The organism is Blastopirellula marina, assembly GCF_002967765.1.
Taxonomy (GTDB): Bacteria; Planctomycetota; Planctomycetia; order Pirellulales; family Pirellulaceae; genus Bremerella; species Bremerella marina_A.
The window spans coordinates 128813-146957 of the sequence record NZ_PUHY01000014.1 but is presented as its reverse complement, the minus strand read 5'-3'; the positions used below and the strand labels follow the sequence as shown (position 1 = coordinate 146957).

The following is an 18145-nucleotide window of genomic DNA, read 5'->3' as shown; positions in this document are numbered from 1 at the left end:
GAGCTACTCGACCTGATTCGTCTCGTCAGACAACTAACTTGGCAACTTAGGGATCTCACATACCTCGCTGCGATCCAGCCAAACTTCGGTACCTTCGGCGATGTCTGGCAACGAATGCGCATCGATTTCAACGATGATTCCCCATTCGCTGACCGACTTCGCCTCCGGGTTATGATCGTCAGCTTGTATCTTCTTCACGCCATTAAACTGTACCGGAATCATCGCATCGTTCGTCCGCAGAAACACCGAGTTGCGACGAATTAAATGTGTTTTAACGTCGCCGACAAGGATAACCCGATCCGCTTCATGCCGCACTTCGGTCACTGTTCCGATAAACAACTCGACCTCGAATTCCGGCGGGTCAAGTTCGGGAAAGAACGATTCTCGAAGTCTCCGACAGCCCCAGTAATATTCCAACCGTAGTTGGGCGTCCCAATCGCTAAGAGCTTCGCCGGGAATAACGCTCTTCCCAGAAATCATCGCGACATCTTCTGGATGAGCCGGAGCGTTACGGGCTCGCTCCCTTAGATCAGCCATTGCTTTGGCAGATGTGAACTCACCTAACTCAGCCAGGTCGGTGTAAGCGGAGCAGCAAACCAATTCAATGACGTATCCATGCCAAGTCAGTATTCCCCGCTCATAGCGAGGGAGTAAATGCTTCACTCGTTCGACCAGCGATTTGAGCAACGTCAAGGATCCTGTGCTTTTCCAACAGATTCGTCGATCGAAACATTGAAAGATCGCAGAGAAGCACGTCACTAAAACTTGTGCATCGACTCGATCATTGCTGGCACCAACGCCAAGCAATCGAGGACGGCAGGTTCGTCTTTTCGTGTTTTGTTAACCTCGGCCGACATCACGACCAACGCATCCTCAAAACCGACCTGCCAAAAGGTCATATTGAAGTCTTGTCCATTCTCATTTCGGCTGCCAGACTCCGAAATCACCAGATTCTTCCCCATCTCTTTGATCTCCATGCCATCTTTTTCGGCCTGAGTCAGCAGAAAGTCTTCCGCGATTGGCTCGGGGAGATTCTGCAAGGTGAACCGCAAAATGATTCCCGCGTGCTCGCTGGGTCGCACCATGATGCTCTCATCCTGTTCGTATCGTAGTTCGTATTTTTCTGGAATATCGAACTGAACGTTGCCGTTCGCGAATACGGCGAGCTTATAACCGGGCGGACTAGGCGTCGGCATGCTGGCGGGCTCGCAACCTACGAGGACCAGCGCGAACGCGATACAGCCAATCGCCTTGAGTGCCGCGGGAGGAAATGGGTTATCTGCGATGGGAAACTCCTTCTCAATTGGAACGAATGTGCCCACCGCCAAGCAGGCAAAAACAAATCTACCACACCATCCCAGGCTTACCATGCCGATAATCAGCTCCGAGCGGTGCGAGGTATTCAGACACAAACCGATACGAACTCGTCAGCGTCGCTTCGTCGACATACAAGACATAACGATACTCGTGATTCACCATGTAATCGTAAAGGGGTTGCCCGGTATCCATCGAATCGGTGTCGTCCATCTCTTCCAACGGCTCCCACGATTCGGATAGCGTCTCGCACAGAGTGATGCATTCGTGCTGCTGCTCTGCGGAAAGGGATTTCCACCATCGCAGGGCATCACGCCACTCCGCTTCATTCAGCAATGTGATGAGGTTGGTGGGAAATTCCATTAAGTCCCTATGAGCGATTCGAGTGCGTGCTGAGCCAGAAACACATCAATTCGATTCGCTGATTCTCGCGGAATTCACCACGGTCTACAAACGAATTCAAACAGTCAACGGACTGATGACTGAATCAGGATCTCAATCGGAAGGAAAGCATATGAACATTCGGATGGGTCACTGAGAGATCCGAGGTTAGTCTTTCGATACGGTAAACCTATTTGAGCCGCGTCTCAAGCGAACACCCCAATCGCGGGAGGCGGTTAAAATCCAAAGTGTGATGACATTCTTCGGATACATCGCAACTATTTTGCGATGCTGAGATTATCCGTCTCCCAGCAATTCTTTTCGAGCGTCACACAGATCTGGCAATTTTCCATGAGCTGGATTCTTTTCGCATAAGCACTGCAAGTGGTAAAGGGATTGGCGTTCCGCTTCGTCCTGAATCGATAACTCGTCCGTTTCCGAGAATCTCCGCAAAACCGAATCCAGCATCACGAATTCTGCTGGAGTAAGCGTCAGATGAACTTCGTGAATGTCATCTTCCCACGACGAAGAACGAGCGGCCAGCTGGATTATTTCGGCCCAGTGGATCAATTTTTTACAAACCGCTTCGCTTCCCCAGCTATCGGTTGACTCAGTTCGTAATCGCACGATACATCGGCGTACTTCCTCCAGGAACGAATCGGAATAATGAGTGATAATGAATTGATCCCAAGCCGCGGCATCATTCGCTCCATCTGCAAGTTGAGTAAGAAACTTCGCAAATGCGTTTCGCAATTCAGAATCGATCTGCATCAAAGCCTCCTTTTTCATCCAACGATTTGACCTAAATGATTGCCGGATTGTTGGTCGTGTACATCACGACACTCGGGAAATCGATCGACTCGATCCCAAACACCACAAATCCACACTCAGTGGTTCCATCATTGAATACAGCGAATTGCAATCCATGATCACGAGCCGTACTTCTAATTCCGAAATAGTCATCTGGCAAACAGAACCGAGTAAACGGCTCAGCAGCGAATAGTATCTTTCGCCAATGCGGATCTAGGCTTAAGTCAAATCGCAGGTCACTCACTTGCTCGATCGCAATATCCCGTAGCGGCACTTCGCCTTCATGCGATACAAACGTACCAGGAGCGACTTCTTCCGAGTCCCACACATAAAGTTGAATCGGCTTGCGACCTTTCGAGAGCGGTTGCCAATCGTTGGCGAGGCCGTACTTGACGATCTTCGTTACGTCAGTTGGAGTTAGCGAACGACCTTGACGGCAAAACGACCACTTCCCATCCCTGTTTCTTCGAAACTGATCGTGCGGTTCAAAGCGTGCTTGCAGCACTTGTCCAGGTGAACCAGCTGCTTCGATGGTCAAATTCAATGTATGGTCACGCACTGACACCATCCAGCGATATCGTATTTCGTCTACCGTGATCGTACGACTGCCCTTGCGCGGTAATGTCATAGTGATCTTCGTTTTAGTTCGAGCAATTCTAACGTAGACGCAATCTGCTAATCCGGGAAATGACAAGCAAACTCAGCAAACTTCCCATATAGCGAACACGGGCTTCCTCACCTAGATGAGAAGGCCCGTGTTTGGAAGGTTCGCGATTTGCCAATTGGCTACTGCTTAGTACGAGGGATGGTAGACCATCGACTCGATCCACGCTCGAATGTTCGTCGGCCGCTCGACGGTTGCCTCTCCTTGATCAAAGATAAATTCCGCCACCCTCGTTGCCGTGGTGATTTCGGTTTCCAAAATCGAGTCTTGACGCGGGAACAGCATGCCGTGATCTCGCTCGAACTGCCCGACTTGATCAGCGCTGCCGTGGGCGGCGGCGATGAACATGGCGTCGTTGATACGTTTCGGCTTGGTCGCGTAAACGGCCATGCCAACGGCTGGGAAGATATAGAAATTATTGGCCTGACCCGGATGGAACGTCTGACCGTTGATCGTCACGTCGGGAAATTGAACGCCGGCGGCGACCAACGCTTGGCCTTCAGTCCAGGTATAAATCTGCTCGGCAGTTGCCTCGGCGTGATCGGTCGGATTGCTTAGCGGGAAGATCACCGGCCGATTACATTGAACATGCATCGCCTTGACGACCCCTTCCGTGAACAGGCCGCCCACAGTGCTTACGCCTATCAAAATCGTCGGTCGAACTTGCTGCACAGCTTCTTCCAGATCGTGCGTGTCTTGCAGCTCATGGGCGTAAACCAATTGCGAAGGAGTCAAGTCCTCCCGCTTCTTGGTCAGTAGCCCATTGGCGTCGAACATCGTGATCTTCGCCCGAGCGTCCTCTTCACTGACGCCCTGCATGACCATCGCTTCCACAATCATGTTGGCGATACCAATACCGGCCGAGCCAGCCCCAGCAAACAGAATGCGCTGATCCGTTAGCTTCTCATGCTTAATCTGCAGCGCGGTGATGAGTCCGGCCAACGTCACGCTGGCCGTTCCTTGAATGTCGTCGTTGTAGACCAGGTATTTATCTTGGTACCGCTTGAGCAATCGGATTGCATCGGTTCCCTTCCAATCCTCGAAGTGCACACACACACCGGGGAAAACCTCGTTGGCGGCTTCCATAAACGCGTCGACAATCGAGTCGACTTCGTCATCGCCTGGCGTCGTTTCTCGCAAGCCGAGGTAAAGAGGATCGGCTCGTAAGGCCGCGTTCGTCGTTCCGATATCGAGATGAATCGGCAGCAACCCCTCAGGCGGGACGCCAGCACAGGCGGTGTAAAGTTGCAGCTTGCCAATTGGGATCGGCGCACCGTTCACGCCAATATCGCCCAACCCCAAAATTCGTCCGCCACTGGTCACGCAAATAAAGCGAACTTCTTTATTAGGCCAATTCGACAAAACGTGCGTGAAGCGATCCTTCATGTTCTTGTTCAGGTACATGCCTTGCGGACGACGGTAAATCTGTCCGTAGGAGAGACACGCGTCGGCAATCGTCGGATCATAAACAATCGGCACGAAGCGAGCCGGATCGCTCATTAACGTAGCGTAGAATAATGTTTCGTTACGTTCGACCAGATCTTGCAGATAGACATAACGTTCGATGTCGGTCGGCTTGGAAGCGAGGTGTCCCAGCACGCGTTCGATCTGACGATCCAACGTGTCGACTCCCCAAGGCAAAAGTCCCTCAAGCCCCAACGAACAGCGCTGCTCTTCGGTGAAAGCGGTTCCGTGATTGAAGTGTGGGTCGTTTAAAATCCCCAGCTGGCTGGCACTTTGCATGTTCTCGATCCGCGTAAAAAAGGGCCGACTTTTAACTGCATAAAGGTAGGCCAGCTTTTCCGCCAGACAAGCAAAGCACGCAGCTCGTTCCGATTAACTCGGTTTTATCGGGTGTCGTCGGCACTTCCATTGGTGGGGAAGCGGCAAAATCCCCCCACAAAACTACGGCATCGTGATAAGAACGATATGCAAATTGACAATCTTTGCCCCCCGTACGCCGCAGCCATCCTAGCTCGCCACGGCATCCAAGTCCGCAGGAAACACCCTGTTTCGCGTCAGTAAAATGATGTGGAATCTTTTACGTAATCGTCAAAGTCAGCCACTTGATACGTCCACCGGTTCGCTTTAAAACCGGGGATTCGTTTTCCGATCCTGATACGGACAAAGGACGGAAAGACCCGCTTCGATTCCCGCCTCACGGAGGTTAGTTTCTCCCGATGACCCGATTCCCCCTCGCCCTGCTTTTGACCTTTGTTTTCAGTTCCTGCTTGCTGGCCGCTCCCGAATCTGGCGACCAGACTCCCAAGAAGGAAACGGAAACCAAAAAGGTCGAAGCCCAGAAGTCGGACGACGCCCAGAAGTCAGAAGATGACTTTCTGCACAAGCATCCGACGCTGGTGAAGATGTGGAAGCACTCCAACGAAGTTCGTGCCCGCTATCAGCTTCACGCTCAGCGAATCAGCCCCGAGTTGACCAAAGCTGCGCAAGACCACGCCTGGTACATGGCCCGCACTGGTCAGTTCAGTCACTCAGTAAATGGTGGCTTTGTCGCCCGCGCCCGCCGGCACAAGTACCCAGGTGCACCCTACGGCGAAATCATTCTGTACGGAGCCGGCAGCATTCCGGATACGTTCAACGGATGGTTGAACAGCCCTGGTCACCGTGCAATCCTGCTAAGCGGTGCCCGCGAAGTTGGCTACGGCTATGCCGTCGGTCGCGATGGCCGCACCTATTGGGTCGGCGTCTTCGGTAACTAACGTACCGCTTTGCGACCCACTTGATTTCAATCTTCACGAGCGAAGGCAGACCACGCCTTCGCTCGTTCGCGTTTGGACAAAAGAATTGCTTGCGATACGGGGCCAATCGCGGCATAACTTAAGTTCGTGCAGCGAACAACCGAACCCTTCAGTGACTTGTTAAGCTGCAGCTCTCACCGATCGATCGTTCCACCCCTCTGCTTATCACGAGAGTCCTTCATGCTTCACTTTCCCGTTACCCTGATTGTGCTTGGCCTGACAGTTTTGTTTACATCTCCATTGTTTGCCGCGGATGTTCCCACCCCGGAGTTGTGCGAACTTCAATTCGAAGACGCCTTCGAGCGTGACGAACCAACGCCTGGGAAAGAAGAAGTCGGCGGTGGCTGGACTACCAACAGCCGCTGGCGAGCAGCCGGTAACCAGCAGGTCGACCTCGTCGATGGTGCGATACATATCACCCGCTACCCTTCGGCCGATCACGGTGTGGCCGTCTTTCACCCGGTCGACTTTCAAGACGGTACAGTGCAGCTTCGTTTTAAGCTCGACAAGGGAGACCAACTGGGTGTCGACTTCGCAGACAAAGAACTGAAGACCGTCCACGCTGGCCACCTGTGCGTAGCGCGCGTGTCGCTTAACAAACTGGTCATCAACGATTCGAAGACAGGACGCATGGACTTGAAGAATCGAGAAAAGCTGCAAGCGGGCGACAAGTCACCTGAACTGATGAAGCTTCTGCAAACTAAAACGGCCAGCTTTCCAGTTCAGTTGAAACCCAACACTTGGCACGATCTACAAATCACGATCACTGGCGACACAATGACCGTTTCCATCGACGGCAAAGAAGCCGGCCAACTGAAATCACCCGGGATAGCTCACCCCACCAAACGCCACATCTCCCTAGCCGTCAACAAAGAAGCCTGGGTAGACGACGTGAAAATTTGGAAGAAGAAGTAGTCGATTTGCCGCCCGGGTAGCATTATGCTACCTTTAAGGCATGAGCCAACCTGTCAAACTTTCCGATACCCTCGTCAACGATGCGAGGGCGACTAGTTCTCTGGCCGAGCGATCGATTGCCGGCCAGATCGAATTTTGGGCGCAACTTGGCAAGGCGATTGAGCCGCTGCTCTACGGCGATCAAGTCTTCGCACTTCGGAAGCGTGGAGATCTCATTTCGCTGACGGAAGTTTTAGAGACTGTCGATACTTCCGCAGGAAAAGCTCGGTTGGAGACACATCTCCAGCAACTTCCCTTCCCACATTACGAACCGACCGACGATCCAGATTATCTAGTCCGCATCGAACAGGATGGTTCCAGAACGACGGGCCGATTCGTCGAGGGCAAGTTCGTCACCGGCAACCCCGCACGAAAACCGAAAGGTAAGGGGCATTCGTGAGCCTCCGGCCTTTATTGCAGCTCGGCGACCCACCTCACCTTGTTGCCATTGCCGGCCCGAACGGCGCCGGCAAGACTACGTTCTACCATTCGCAGGTTTCCCATACTGGGCTTAGACTAGTTAACGCAGATGTCCTGGCGAAGCAACTGAATCTGGCCCCTTACGCTGCCGCGAAAGTTGCAATCAAGATTCGTGACCAACTTGTCGTTCAACGTGAAAGCTTCGCGTTCGAGACCGTCTTCTCTGATCCCGTGGGCGAGAAAGTTCAATTCTTAATCGACGCGGCCAAAGCTGGCTATGATGTCACACTTTGTTTCGTTGGACTGGCGTCCGCCAAGCTTTCCATTCAACGAGTCGCAATGCGAGTGAGCCAAGGTGGACACGATGTACCGATGGATAAGCTGAAAGCTCGCCATCCTCGTACCATGAACAATCTGAAGCTGGCAATCCCCAAGTTAGAACGCGTTATCGTTTTCGATCAAAGCGATCTACGCACGCCGTATCGCTATTTAGCTCGTTTCGAGAAGGGCAAAGCCGTTTTTCTGGCGAAGCATACGCCAACTTGGCTCAAGCGAGCGTGCCCCTGATGTATTAGGCCAGTGTTTTCTGCCCGAGTGCCATTCGCAGCGGGCAGTCCGTGGGGATCTCGCGGCCTTGCCGGTATCGTTGCAGCAGTTCTTTCGAGCGTTGGGCCAGCATACGGCGGACTTCACGGCGTTTTCCTTTAACGCGTGCGATCTTCATCGTGTCGTAGGCGGTCGTTTGATGCCGCATCCAGGCAATCACGGCGGATTCGGCTCGGCGTTCGATCGGGATGCGTTTGGTTCGAGCGACCGTTCCACTGCCGACAGGGGTCGCATGTTTGGTGACCGCTTTGGCGAAGCGATGCGCCATGACGTCGAAGTCTGGATGGAAGTTGAGGAACTTGACGACTGCTCCGAAGAAGTCTTCCACGTACTCTTCTTGGACCTTCTCACGCTTTTCGGCGACTGCCTTTTGGCGTTTTGCGTAGGCGTCGGTCGAGCGTTCCGCGGTCAGGCCTGCCTCGACTTTCCGTATCGTCGCCGCTGGGGCCCAAACGCCACGAGAGAACATGCGACGCCCTTTTTTCTCCTGCACCACCATATGGTCGCCAGCCGCTTTGACACGTCGAGTGAGACCGGCATCGCCCGGGGGAAGCAATTCCCACCCGGTTGGCACAGCATGAACGTTGCCCGCTGCATCGCGAACCGTTCGATCGCGGGGACCAGGGGAAAAAGCAGGCTGGGGCATCGATATCCTTTCGCGTTCAAGACTTCCATGAGCAACCGAGGCAGCTCATCTTACGAAGAATCAGCACGAAATCGAAGAGGGCCAGCACTGCTTACATGTGATGGATATGTTCGTCTTCTTCCGGCAACACACCGGCCATAAGACGTCCGATTGGCTCCGTCGTTTTGAATCGCATCAAAACGATTCGCACGCTGGCCGTGATGGGTGCAGCCAGAAGCATGCCAACCGGTCCCCACAACATGCCAAAGAAGGCAAGCGCCAGCAGAATCGTCGCGGGGTGCAGTTGGAGGCCATCTCCCATGATCTTTGGCTCGATCACGTTCCCCATCACCATCTGGACGCTGCCAGGCAGAAGGATCGCCGCGGCGACCATCATTGGCGAGTCACCGAACTGCACCAAGGCAATCGGCAGCGGCAAGAACGTTGCAATGATCGAACCGATCGATGGAATGAAATTCAAAAAGAACGCAAACAGCCCAAACATCGAAGCGAACTGCATTCCCATCATCGATAGCAAAATCCAGACTAGCACACCTGTAACGGCCGAGATGAAGAACTTGGTGGAAATGTATTTCCGAACGTTCTGATCGATCTCGGCATAAATGCCTTTCGAGATCTTGTACGGATCACGACCAGCCAGCATGAAACCAACGAAGATGGACGTCAGGATTGTGCTGCTTAAGATGTTCAGCAGTGTCACCCCGGCCCAACTGGCAACCGCCAGGTCGATCTGTCGCAACACAAGTGTGATGAGTTGCCGAAATCGATCTTTCTGACTCTTGGTGCCGACCACCAAGCCAGTATCGTCTTCCGATGCATCGGATTCACTTTCCTCATCGGTCGCATCATCAGCTGGCAGATCTTCCAAACCGAGAGGATCGTTCCCTTCATCTTCCGACGGGGCCTCCTCATCCTCTGGCAACGGCAAAACGGGCTCTGGATCGGGCTCTTTCTTAGGAGGATCGATCTGGGCCTCCAGATTCACGTCGGCAACGTCCGGAGCATCCTCTTTCGTGATGACGGGCTTGCCGGTGGCCGGGTCTTCGGTCTCTGGCAGGACAGGGGCATCGTTCCCGCTTCCTTCGTCTTCTTCAACAATGCCCATCTGTTCAAGAATGCCAAACGCCCAGTTCACGGGTCGTTCGAAGGCCTGTTGAACCTTGCCCATAAAGACGCGGTTATTGGTCACTTCGGAAACATTCTGAATCACAGAAAGTGCCAAGAGTGTCATCAGCACCAACACCAACACCACCATCAAGAGTGTCAGTGTGACCGAAACGAACTTGCTGAACTTCAACCGGATCATCTGAAAGTCGACGACCGGAGCAACTAAATAGTTGAGAAAGAGGGCCAGCGTAAACGGCACCAGAACGGCCCGCGCATACGACAGGCCGAAGGAAAACGCGATGAAAGCCAACACGAGAAGCGCGCCGGTTTGAAGCCACGATTGTTCTTCCGTCAGCTTCTTGACCGACAATCCTTCTTGATTCATTGATGCTCCTAAGTTCCCAATGACACGGCGTTCCGACACGTCATTATTCCCGCGAACGGGGGCGCCGTGCAATGGGTTGGAGCCGGCTGGCAACTACTTGCTTAATTCCGCAGATAGTTCCTGCAGTAATCGATTGACGTAATTTCCCATCCGAGGTGGCGCTTGTTTCGCGCCATCGGGCGTCGATTTCAGGGTTTCAGCCAGCGGTTTTGCTCGCTCGTCCATGGCATCAATCGAATTGAGTGCCAGCATCGACACGTAGACTCCGTTCTTCGTCGGGTCGACCATCTCCCCTAGTTGATCGAGGGCCAACTTCACGTCTTCTTTATTTCCGTAGCGTCCTAATGCTTCGGCCGCGATACAACGCACACTTTTCGACGAATCTTCCAAAGCTCCACGCAGGGCTTCTCGCGACTGGCCGATCGCTGGTTCCCCTTGCATCAGGATCCCCAGAGCCGACCAATATCGAACCGTGATATCGTCCGATTTCAGCCCATCCATCAGGTTCGGCAGGAAATCAGGGCTTCGCTGAGCCGCCATTTCGGCGGTTGCTTGCACGCGGGCCAGGTGGTAACGCTTCGGATCGTGCCCCAGTTCGTAAGGGGAAAGATCACCACGCTGCGAATGGATCTCCGCTTCCGGCATGAAGCCGATATCGCGGATTTCCTGCTGCCACTGATGAATCGCGAACCGCATCTTCTCGAGCTGATCGGCATAGGCCGGGTCGTCGGCCAGGTTGTTCACCTCGTCCGGGTCGGTCGTCAGATCGTATAGTTCCTCGGCGGGCTTTGTCTCCCAAAAATGACTTTGCGCGGCGTTCAGTTTCCCTTCGTCGTACAGCTTCTTCCACACCTGGGTCGTCGGTGTCTGGAACATGTAATCGATGTGCTGACCGTAAATTTTGTGCGGCATGAACTGGCGAATATAGACAAAGCGACCATCGGTGCACGAACGAACCATGTCGTACCGTTCGTCCATTCGACCACGGAAACCATACATGTACTCAGGGTTCTTAGTTTCGAATGGCCCCATGAATGCATCCCCATCCATCCACGGCTTCGGCTCGATGCCGACCAGGCTTAGCACGGTTGGTGCCAGGTCGATGAAGCTGACCAAGCGATCTGATTCGCCGCCAACTTCATAATCCTTAGGAGCCAGTTTCTTAAACTTCTCCGGCACATGGACGATCATCGGGACATGCAGGCCCGAATCATATGGCCAACGTTTGCTGCGCGGCATGCCGCTGCCGTGGTCACCGTAATAGAAAATAATCGTATCTTCGTCCAAGCCATCTTCTTTGAGTTGGGCCAAGACCTTGCCGACCTGTTTGTCCATCTCGGTGATCTTGTCGTAGTACTGCGCCCAGTCGTGACGCACTTCCGGGGTATCAGGATGATAAGCCGGGATCGGTGCTTTCGCTGGATCGTGAACTAGCGTGTGCGGACGTTTCCGTAGTTGGCTTTCGTGACTTGTCGTGAAATTGAACACCGCGAAGAACGGCTGCCCTTCCTTGCGACCTCGCCAGTGAGCCTTGCCGTTGGACTGATCCCATACGAAACCTTCTTTGGCCAGGTTGTAGTCCTCCTTGGAATTGTTCGTACAGTAGTAGCCCGCTTCGTGCAAATAGTAAGGGAACATATGCACATCAGCCGGCAGCACGGTATTGCTTCGCATATGCTCGGCACCAGTCGCTGGCGGATAGATGCCTGAAATGATCGTCGTACGAGCTGGCGCACACACGGGGGCATTCGACCAGGCTCGCTTGTAACGCATTCCCTTCGCCGCGATCGAATCGATGTTCGGCGAGTCAGCGTAGCTATCGCCGTAACAGCCCAGCTCCGGTCCGTTATCTTCGCTGGTAATCCATAAGATATTCGGCCGCGGCGCCTCGTCCTTCTCTTGGGCAGCCACCCAGTGGCAACTGATGACAACGAGCAGCAGAACCGACAAATATCGCAACATGGGGAATCTCGCGTACTAGGATTGGGGCAATCGAGGAATGTTCGCCGAAGCGTGATCGAAGAGGCCTTTTATCATACCCCCTTTGAGATCGCTTGTCATTTTTCTCAGACAACCAATTTTTTCTTGCCGCAGGGGCCCAACTGTTTCAGAATGCGGGCTCGGAAATCCCCCTTCGCGTCCCCTACCCTGCTTACCTCGATCATGCCGACATCAAGCCCTGCGATTATCGATACGCACCAACACCTTTGGGATCTGGCCAAACTGGAACTTCCCTGGCTCAACGGAGCCGGACCTCCCTTGGCGGGTAAACACTGGACCGAGGAATATGCCAAGGCCACCGAGGGACTGAATATCGAAGCATCGATGTACATGGAAGTCGACGCTGCCGCAGATCAGAAGCAGCGCGAGGCGGACACAATTCTTGGCTTGATTACTTCCGGAAAGACTACGACTCGCTACGCGATTCTGTCGGCCGATCCTGGTAAGAACGGGTTTCGCAAGTTCGTCGATCAGTTTCGCGAAAACGACGCGGTCAAGGGATTCCGCCAAGTGCTGCATGGGGGCAGTACGCCCGCTGGTTACTGCTTGCAACCCAAATTCATCGAGAACTGTCGCTATCTCGGGTCGCTTGGCAAAACGTTCGATCTCTGCATTCGCCCCAAGGAACTAAAAGACGCCGCGCGTCTGGCAGAGGCCTGTCCGCAAACCCGCTTCGTGCTCGATCATTGCGGCAATGCCGATCCGAAAGCATTCTTCCCAAGCAACGATTCACGGCGTGGGACGCCTGATCACGACGCCGACCAGTGGCGACAAGACATGGCCACGTTGGCCGAACAAGAGAATCTATTCTGTAAGATTTCTGGCATCGTCGCGCGCGTACCGGACCAATGGAACCCGGACGACCTGCGCCCGATTGTTCAACATTGCGCCGAGGCGTTTGGTGAAAGCCGGATTGTGTTCGGCAGCGATTGGCCGGTCTGCAAGATGGGTGCCTCGCTGCAAGATTGGGTCGCAGCCCTCACGCAGATCATCACGCCCTGGTCAGCTGACCATCAATCACGGTTGTGGCGCGAGAACGCCCTGGCCGTCTACCACATCTAAGATCAGGGGAAGCAAGAACCAAAAACGAGGAGGACCACGGATGCAATCCTCCCCGCCTCAGGGATCGTGACTTTTTGCCGAGGCCAATTTAGGCCGGCGTTGTCTTAGGCAAAGTGACAAGGATTGAACAGATCGTCCAAATCATCGTCGCTTCCGACGATGGAGTCGACACTGTCCCCTTCCGAAGCAGGAGCATCGGCACTTCCCTCGACACCGCCGGTCGCGGCTGCCGCAGCCACCGCAATCAGCACGCTATCGGCGTCCGCCTTCGCACCACCAAAGCCCGTATTTCCAAGGTCGTCAGTCACGACGGTCAGCGTCGCCGTTCCCTCAAAACCAGCCGTCGGAGTGTAGACCAGGCCGTTGAGCAGTGAGTTGATCTGATCGATCGAGCCTAGCAGCTTATGGCGGAAACTTTCGAATCCGTTGGCTAAGGTCAGCACTCCGTTGTCGACACTGACGGTGACTTCCACCATCGCGTCACCGGCGTCCATGTCGGAAACCGTGATCGCATTTCCGCCAGCTGCATCGAAGACCAGCGGCGTATCGTTGTCAGTAGCCTGCTCACCTGGCACCGAATTGATCGGAGCCGCGTTCTCGTTGGCGACACCACTCGGTGCGGATACAGTAACCACAACCGTTGCCTCGGAAGTCAGGCCATGCGAGTCCGCGATCGTATAGCTGAAGCTAACGTTCGCTGGCTCAGCCAGATCCTCGAATTGACCATTCGGGTCGAAGGTCATACCTCCGTCGGCGTTAAGGGTCAGCAACGCGCCCGATGTCAATTCGACCGTTTGCCCGACGTCTTCCGCGACACCATTCACGGCGGTGATGGTCATCGTGTCGCCATTATCGACATCGGTATCATTCGCCAATACGCCGGTCACTGTCAACGAGAGTGCGGTGTCCGATTCGGTGGCATACGCATCGTCGGTAGCAATCGGAGCGTCGTTGACACCGGTGATCGAAATCTCGACGTCCGCGGTTGCGGTCCCTGCGGATGAATCGGTGGCGGTATAAGAAACCGTTTCTACCGTCGATTCTCCTTCGGCCAAGGAAGCATACTTGCCAGCCGGGTCGAAACTCAGGCTGCCATCGGCGTTGATGGTTACCGTGGCCCCGGAAGTCAGTTCAACCGGATTTCCAACGTTCACGGCGTCGCCATTCACCTCGGTGACCGACAATGCATCGCCGGTATCATTGGTAAGCACGCCAGCCGGATCGACCGACAACGGCGTATTTGCGTCGGTAGCATAGCTATCCAACTCCGCCAGCGGCGAAGCGGTCACCTCGTTCACCGTGAGAACAAACGACTCGGTGGTCGTCTCTTCACCGTCGCTAACCGAGATCGTGACATTCGCCGAACCAAACGTTCCTGCGAGCGGGGTCACAATCAACGTCTTGTCCGCCCCCTCACCCGTGACGATGATTCCAGCCGGATCGACCAAAGCAGGGTTGTCTGACTCAACAACAACGGTCAAATCTTCAATCGCGGATTCTGCGTCGCCAATCGTGAACGCCAACGGGTCGGTCGCCGAATCTTGATCGATCGCTTGGTCCTCGACCGAAGTGATCGTCGGAGCGGTGTTCGCCACCACTTCATTCACGGTTAGCAGAAACGATTCAGTCGTCGTCTCCTCACCGTCGCTAACCGAGATGGTGATATTCGCCGTGCCTGTGAGGCCTGCGAGTGGTGTAACGATTAGTGTCTTATCCGCACCTTCCCCAGCGACAAGGATTCCAGCCGGATCGACGAGTGCTGGATTGTCCGATTCGACGCTGAAGGTCAAATCTTCAACTGCAGATTCCGCGTCACCAATGGTAAACGCCAGCGGATCGGTCGCTGAGTCTTGGTCGATTGTTTGGTCATCGACCGACGTAACCGTCGGCGCCGTGTTCGCGACGACTTGGTTTACCGTCAGCAGAAATGATTCCGTTGTCGTCTCTTCACCATCGCTAACCGAGATGGTGATGTTTGCCGTACCGGTGAGGCCTGCGAGTGGCGTGACGATCAGTGTCTTATCCGCCCCTTCCCCGGTCACGATGATCCCAGCTGGATCGACCAAGGCAGGGTTATCTGACTCAACACTAACGATCAGATCCTCTATGGCAGATTCCGCATCACCAATCGCAAATGCCAACGGATCAGTCGCTGTGTCCTGGTCGATCGACTGATCGTCGACCGAGGTGATCGTCGGAGCGGTGTTCGCCATCACCTCATTCACGGTCAGCAGAAACGATTCAGTCGTGGTCTCTTCACCGTCGCTAACCGAGATGGTGATGTTTGCCGTACCGGTCGCTGTTGCTAGAGGAGTGACAACCAGCGTTTTATCCGCCCCTTCACCGGTAACGATAATCCCAGCCGGATCGACGAGTGCTGGATTGTCCGATTCGACGCTGACGATCAAATCTTCAACCGCGGACTCGGCATCACCGATGGTAAAAGCCAACGGATCGGTTGCAGCGTCTTGATCGATAGACTGGTCATCTACCGAAGAAATCGTCGGCGCCGTATTGGCAGCCGCAGAAACCGTGAGTACGAACGATTCGGCATCGGCCATGCCATGTTGATCGATGCTCATCACGCGGATGACATACTCGCCTGGCTCGACATCGGCACCTGGGGCAATGCCCAGCGTGGCTTCCCACGTGCCTGGTTCTTGCGTCAGCGTCACATATTCCGGTGTTTCGACATCGAGCAACAGGAACAGTTCGTCCCCTTCGTTCTTATCGGTCGCCGTAATCACGACCTCAGCACTTTGGCCTGCTTCGATCGATTGATCCTCGATTGGCTGCAAATCAGGGGCGTGATTCACAGCGATAGTGGCCGTGGCCACGGTGCTCTCGTACTCGCCGTCACTTACCGAGATCTCAACGATTCGCGATGTGGGATCGGCATCGGAGTTGGCGTTGTCGTACGTGAGAGTTTGAAGAACCTGCGCGTAGTTCTCAGCTGTGTCTTCGCCGGTGAGCAGGATCGAACCTTCGCTGTACTCGACATTGATATTGGTCCCTTCCACATTGACCGACAGACCCTCATCCGCTCCGTCGAGGGGATTCGTCAGCGTGATGGTCGCCGATTGAAGCAGGTCGTCGTTTTCGTCGGAAACGCTAACATCGCCACTCACCACGTTCACAGGGCCGTGCTCCACCTGGAACACGGCGTCATAGTCGACACCTTCCTGTTCTTCTCCGTTCAAGTCGACCACCGGGCGGCCGACACGAACGTCGATCATCAGTTCTTCGACGTCGGCATTAATCGGGTTGCCGTTCTCGACGGCGATAATCTTAACGCTGTACAGACCCTCCTGCTCTGCAGTTGGTGTCCATTGGAAATCACCGGAGAACGTCATCGACATTCCTTCCGGTCGCTCGTCGGCATCTGGATCGAGCTGATACATGACCGTCCCTGGCCCACCTTCCCCTTCGCCGACCGTGGCGCCGAGTTCACCGAGGTTGAAGCTCAGTGTCTCGCCGGCGAACACGGTTTGCGTGGGAACCGCTGACAAATCCAAGTCCAGCGGAGTTCCACTCAACATGCTGCGATCTTCCAGTTGCTCCCCGAAAGAGGATTGAAACCGGGGTCGTTTGAACCGCATTGAGAATCTCCGTAAGTCTGATGGGCAATCGTTCGACCTCGCTCCCATGCGTGGTCGGTTACGAGGGGCATTGTCCGCTCGACTTGAGAGAATTCCACCGTGATGAAAAGTTTTTGACAACTTTCCACGGTGACAGCATCGTCGGTTTCGATCTCCCAATGCTTGCGCGATCGCAACGTGCTGATGAATGCGAACGCTACCAATCCAAGGAGACTTTTCGTTCGAACCAACTTCGAAGTTTCCCTCAGAAGCGAATGACACGGTAATGCACGTACTTCTGAAGAATTTTCGCAAAGCTCATCAAAAGATCCGCATTGATTGCTTATCAACATGCCAATACGCTTCGATGCATTCAGGTAGCACGAAAAAAAGTGAGCAAATCTTGCTCAGGTTCGTTCCTACTTGACCAAATGTCATGTGATAGCAGCACCACGAAAGTGGTAGACGGAGTGGCGCGAAGAACATCTAGCAAATTTGGTGGGTCGAGACGCATTCTTCCGGCACTCTGCTTATCAGCAAACCGGACGACAGGCCCCTCACCCTAACCCTCTCCCCCGCAGACCGTGGAGAGGGGACAAGACATGGAAGAACTTCCTATTTACTCGCCGTCTTGCGACAGCACGCCGCGGATGATGTCGCGATCGAAGTAGTTGGTGCTCATGCCGGCATCGACAGGGATGTTCTGGGCCTGAATGCCACTAGAACGCGGGCTCAGTAGAAACACTGCCACGTCCGCAGCCTCCTGCGTGGTGACGGCCGATTTGCGTGGGATCGCTTGTTCGGCAAACAAGTAGGCATCGACATAACCGGGAATGCCCGCTGAGGCGGAGGTCTTCAGCAAGCTAGGACCAACTGCGTTGAATCGCACGCGCGAGAACGCACTGAAGCTCTTCGCCAAAAATGCCAGCGACGAATCTAAAGCCGCTTTGATGGGGGCCATGAAGCCGTAGTTCTCACTGGCCATGCGGGTGGTCGAAATCGAAATGGTCACTACCGATGCGTCGGGATCGAAAACATCCTTCATCGCATTGGCCAGCTTGACCAACGAGAAGCAAGAGATGTCAACCGCTTGCAGAAACTGGGCCTTGGTCGTTTCGTGAAACGGCTTCATCCCTTCCGAATAGTCAGCGAACGCGATCGAGTGTACCAAGCCATGAATCGTGGTTCCCAAAGCATTCAGTTCGTCGCGAACGCGATCGATCTCTTCCTGACGTTCGACATCGCACACCAACACCTGCCGATCGGCCAGCAGCTTGGCGGTCGACTCTTTGCGGGCTTCGCTACGGACGATGTAAATCACCGTCGCACCAGCTTCTTCCAGTGTTTTGGCGATGTGCCAGGCGACACTCTTGCGGTTCGCCACGCCGGTCACGACGATGTTCTTGCCAGCGAGTTTCAGAAAGTCGTTCACGCGTGAAACCTATTGCGTCGAGACCT

The 18145-nt window shown here is 54.4% G+C and carries 16 protein-coding genes; 5 read left to right on the top strand and 11 right to left on the bottom strand.

Features of this window, described 5'->3' with window-relative positions; all coding sequences use genetic code 11:
- Nucleotides 1-33: 33 nt before the first annotated feature.
- The 6 genes from C5Y83_RS23330 to C5Y83_RS23305 form a co-directional block, all read right to left on the bottom strand.
- Complete coding sequence (locus tag C5Y83_RS23330) at nt 34-687, bottom strand: hypothetical protein (RefSeq protein WP_158262486.1); 654 nt, start codon at nt 685-687, stop codon at nt 34-36.
- 71 nt (nt 688-758) lie between these two features.
- Nucleotides 759-1196: a hypothetical protein gene (locus C5Y83_RS23325; RefSeq protein ID WP_146117895.1), complete on the bottom strand. Its 438-nt coding sequence runs from the start codon at nt 1194-1196 to the stop codon at nt 759-761.
- Between the two features lie 148 nt (nt 1197-1344).
- Nucleotides 1345-1677 (bottom strand): hypothetical protein, encoded by a 333-nt coding sequence (locus C5Y83_RS23320; RefSeq protein ID WP_105332206.1) that lies wholly within the window; start codon nt 1675-1677, stop codon nt 1345-1347.
- A gap of 315 nt (nt 1678-1992) precedes the next feature.
- On the bottom strand, nt 1993-2466 hold the full coding sequence (locus C5Y83_RS23315; protein ID WP_105332205.1) for a hypothetical protein: 474 nt from the start codon (nt 2464-2466) through the stop codon (nt 1993-1995).
- 31 nt (nt 2467-2497) lie between these two features.
- Nucleotides 2498-3133 (bottom strand): hypothetical protein, encoded by a 636-nt coding sequence (locus tag C5Y83_RS23310; protein WP_105332204.1) that lies wholly within the window; start codon nt 3131-3133, stop codon nt 2498-2500.
- 165 nt (nt 3134-3298) lie between these two features.
- Nucleotides 3299-4912 carry an NAD-dependent malic enzyme gene (locus tag C5Y83_RS23305; RefSeq protein WP_105332203.1) on the bottom strand — a complete coding sequence of 538 codons (1614 nt, stop codon included), beginning with the start codon at nt 4910-4912 and terminating at the stop codon, nt 3299-3301.
- Between the two features lie 437 nt (nt 4913-5349).
- On the opposite strand from C5Y83_RS23305, the gene C5Y83_RS23300 reads away from it, so the two are divergent.
- The 4 genes from C5Y83_RS23300 to C5Y83_RS23285 all read left to right on the top strand — a co-directional run bounded on the left by C5Y83_RS23300 (nt 5350) and on the right by C5Y83_RS23285 (nt 7869).
- Nucleotides 5350-5889, top strand: coding sequence for a CAP domain-containing protein (locus C5Y83_RS23300; RefSeq protein WP_105332202.1), 540 nt, complete (start codon nt 5350-5352; stop codon nt 5887-5889).
- Nucleotides 5890-6108: 219 nt separating this feature from the next.
- Nucleotides 6109-6843 (top strand): family 16 glycoside hydrolase, encoded by a 735-nt coding sequence (locus C5Y83_RS23295; RefSeq protein WP_105332201.1) that lies wholly within the window; start codon nt 6109-6111, stop codon nt 6841-6843.
- A 40-nt stretch (nt 6844-6883) separates the two neighbouring features.
- On the top strand, nt 6884-7282 hold the full coding sequence (locus C5Y83_RS23290) for a TA system antitoxin ParD family protein (RefSeq protein ID WP_105332200.1): 399 nt from the start codon (nt 6884-6886) through the stop codon (nt 7280-7282).
- Nucleotides 7279-7869, top strand: a complete 591-nt coding sequence (locus tag C5Y83_RS23285) for a zeta toxin family protein (RefSeq protein ID WP_105332199.1) — start codon at nt 7279-7281, stop codon at nt 7867-7869. The genes C5Y83_RS23290 and C5Y83_RS23285 overlap by 4 nt, the downstream gene beginning before the upstream one ends.
- Before the next feature lie 4 nt (nt 7870-7873).
- On the opposite strand, the gene C5Y83_RS23280 is transcribed toward C5Y83_RS23285, so the two are convergent.
- From C5Y83_RS23280 to C5Y83_RS23270, 3 genes are all read right to left on the bottom strand, one after another.
- Nucleotides 7874-8554 (bottom strand): DUF2293 domain-containing protein, encoded by a 681-nt coding sequence (locus C5Y83_RS23280; protein WP_105332198.1) that lies wholly within the window; start codon nt 8552-8554, stop codon nt 7874-7876.
- A 91-nt stretch (nt 8555-8645) separates the two neighbouring features.
- The gene (locus C5Y83_RS23275; RefSeq protein WP_105332197.1) at nt 8646-10046 is read right to left on the bottom strand and encodes an AI-2E family transporter; all 1401 of its coding nucleotides are present in this window, start codon (nt 10044-10046) and stop codon (nt 8646-8648) included.
- A 93-nt stretch (nt 10047-10139) separates the two neighbouring features.
- Nucleotides 10140-12008, bottom strand: a complete 1869-nt coding sequence (locus C5Y83_RS23270) for a sulfatase-like hydrolase/transferase (RefSeq protein ID WP_105332196.1) — start codon at nt 12006-12008, stop codon at nt 10140-10142.
- A 201-nt stretch (nt 12009-12209) separates the two neighbouring features.
- On the opposite strand from C5Y83_RS23270, the gene C5Y83_RS23265 reads away from it, so the two are divergent.
- Nucleotides 12210-13109 (top strand): amidohydrolase family protein, encoded by a 900-nt coding sequence (locus C5Y83_RS23265; protein ID WP_158262485.1) that lies wholly within the window; start codon nt 12210-12212, stop codon nt 13107-13109.
- 104 nt (nt 13110-13213) lie between these two features.
- Here C5Y83_RS23265 and C5Y83_RS23260 read toward each other — a convergent pair whose 3' ends face one another.
- Nucleotides 13214-16708, bottom strand: a complete 3495-nt coding sequence (locus C5Y83_RS23260; protein ID WP_158262484.1) for a beta strand repeat-containing protein — start codon at nt 16706-16708, stop codon at nt 13214-13216.
- Between the two features lie 598 nt (nt 16709-17306).
- The gene (locus tag C5Y83_RS23255) at nt 17307-18119 is read right to left on the bottom strand and encodes an enoyl-ACP reductase (RefSeq protein ID WP_105332193.1); all 813 of its coding nucleotides are present in this window, start codon (nt 18117-18119) and stop codon (nt 17307-17309) included.
- Between the last annotated feature and the right edge of the window lie 26 nt (nt 18120-18145).

Coding starts and splice junctions, on each gene's coding strand:
- C5Y83_RS23300 (WP_105332202.1), top strand. CDS start 5,350: ATGACCCGATTCCCCCTCGCCCTGCTTTTGACCTTTGTTTTCAGTTCC.
- C5Y83_RS23280 (WP_105332198.1), bottom strand. CDS start 8,554: ATGCCCCAGCCTGCTTTTTCCCCTGGTCCCCGCGATCGAACGGTTCGC.
- C5Y83_RS23310 (WP_105332204.1), bottom strand. CDS start 3,133: ATGACATTACCGCGCAAGGGCAGTCGTACGATCACGGTAGACGAAATA.
- C5Y83_RS23275 (WP_105332197.1), bottom strand. CDS start 10,046: ATGAATCAAGAAGGATTGTCGGTCAAGAAGCTGACGGAAGAACAATCG.
- C5Y83_RS23260 (WP_158262484.1), bottom strand. CDS start 16,708: ATGCGGTTCAAACGACCCCGGTTTCAATCCTCTTTCGGGGAGCAACTG.
- C5Y83_RS23270 (WP_105332196.1), bottom strand. CDS start 12,008: ATGTTGCGATATTTGTCGGTTCTGCTGCTCGTTGTCATCAGTTGCCAC.
- C5Y83_RS23320 (WP_105332206.1), bottom strand. CDS start 1,677: ATGGAATTTCCCACCAACCTCATCACATTGCTGAATGAAGCGGAGTGG.
- C5Y83_RS23290 (WP_105332200.1), top strand. CDS start 6,884: ATGAGCCAACCTGTCAAACTTTCCGATACCCTCGTCAACGATGCGAGG.
- C5Y83_RS23265 (WP_158262485.1), top strand. CDS start 12,210: ATGCCGACATCAAGCCCTGCGATTATCGATACGCACCAACACCTTTGG.
- C5Y83_RS23305 (WP_105332203.1), bottom strand. CDS start 4,912: ATGCAAAGTGCCAGCCAGCTGGGGATTTTAAACGACCCACACTTCAAT.
- C5Y83_RS23325 (WP_146117895.1), bottom strand. CDS start 1,196: ATGCCGACGCCTAGTCCGCCCGGTTATAAGCTCGCCGTATTCGCGAAC.
- C5Y83_RS23295 (WP_105332201.1), top strand. CDS start 6,109: ATGCTTCACTTTCCCGTTACCCTGATTGTGCTTGGCCTGACAGTTTTG.
- C5Y83_RS23315 (WP_105332205.1), bottom strand. CDS start 2,466: ATGCAGATCGATTCTGAATTGCGAAACGCATTTGCGAAGTTTCTTACT.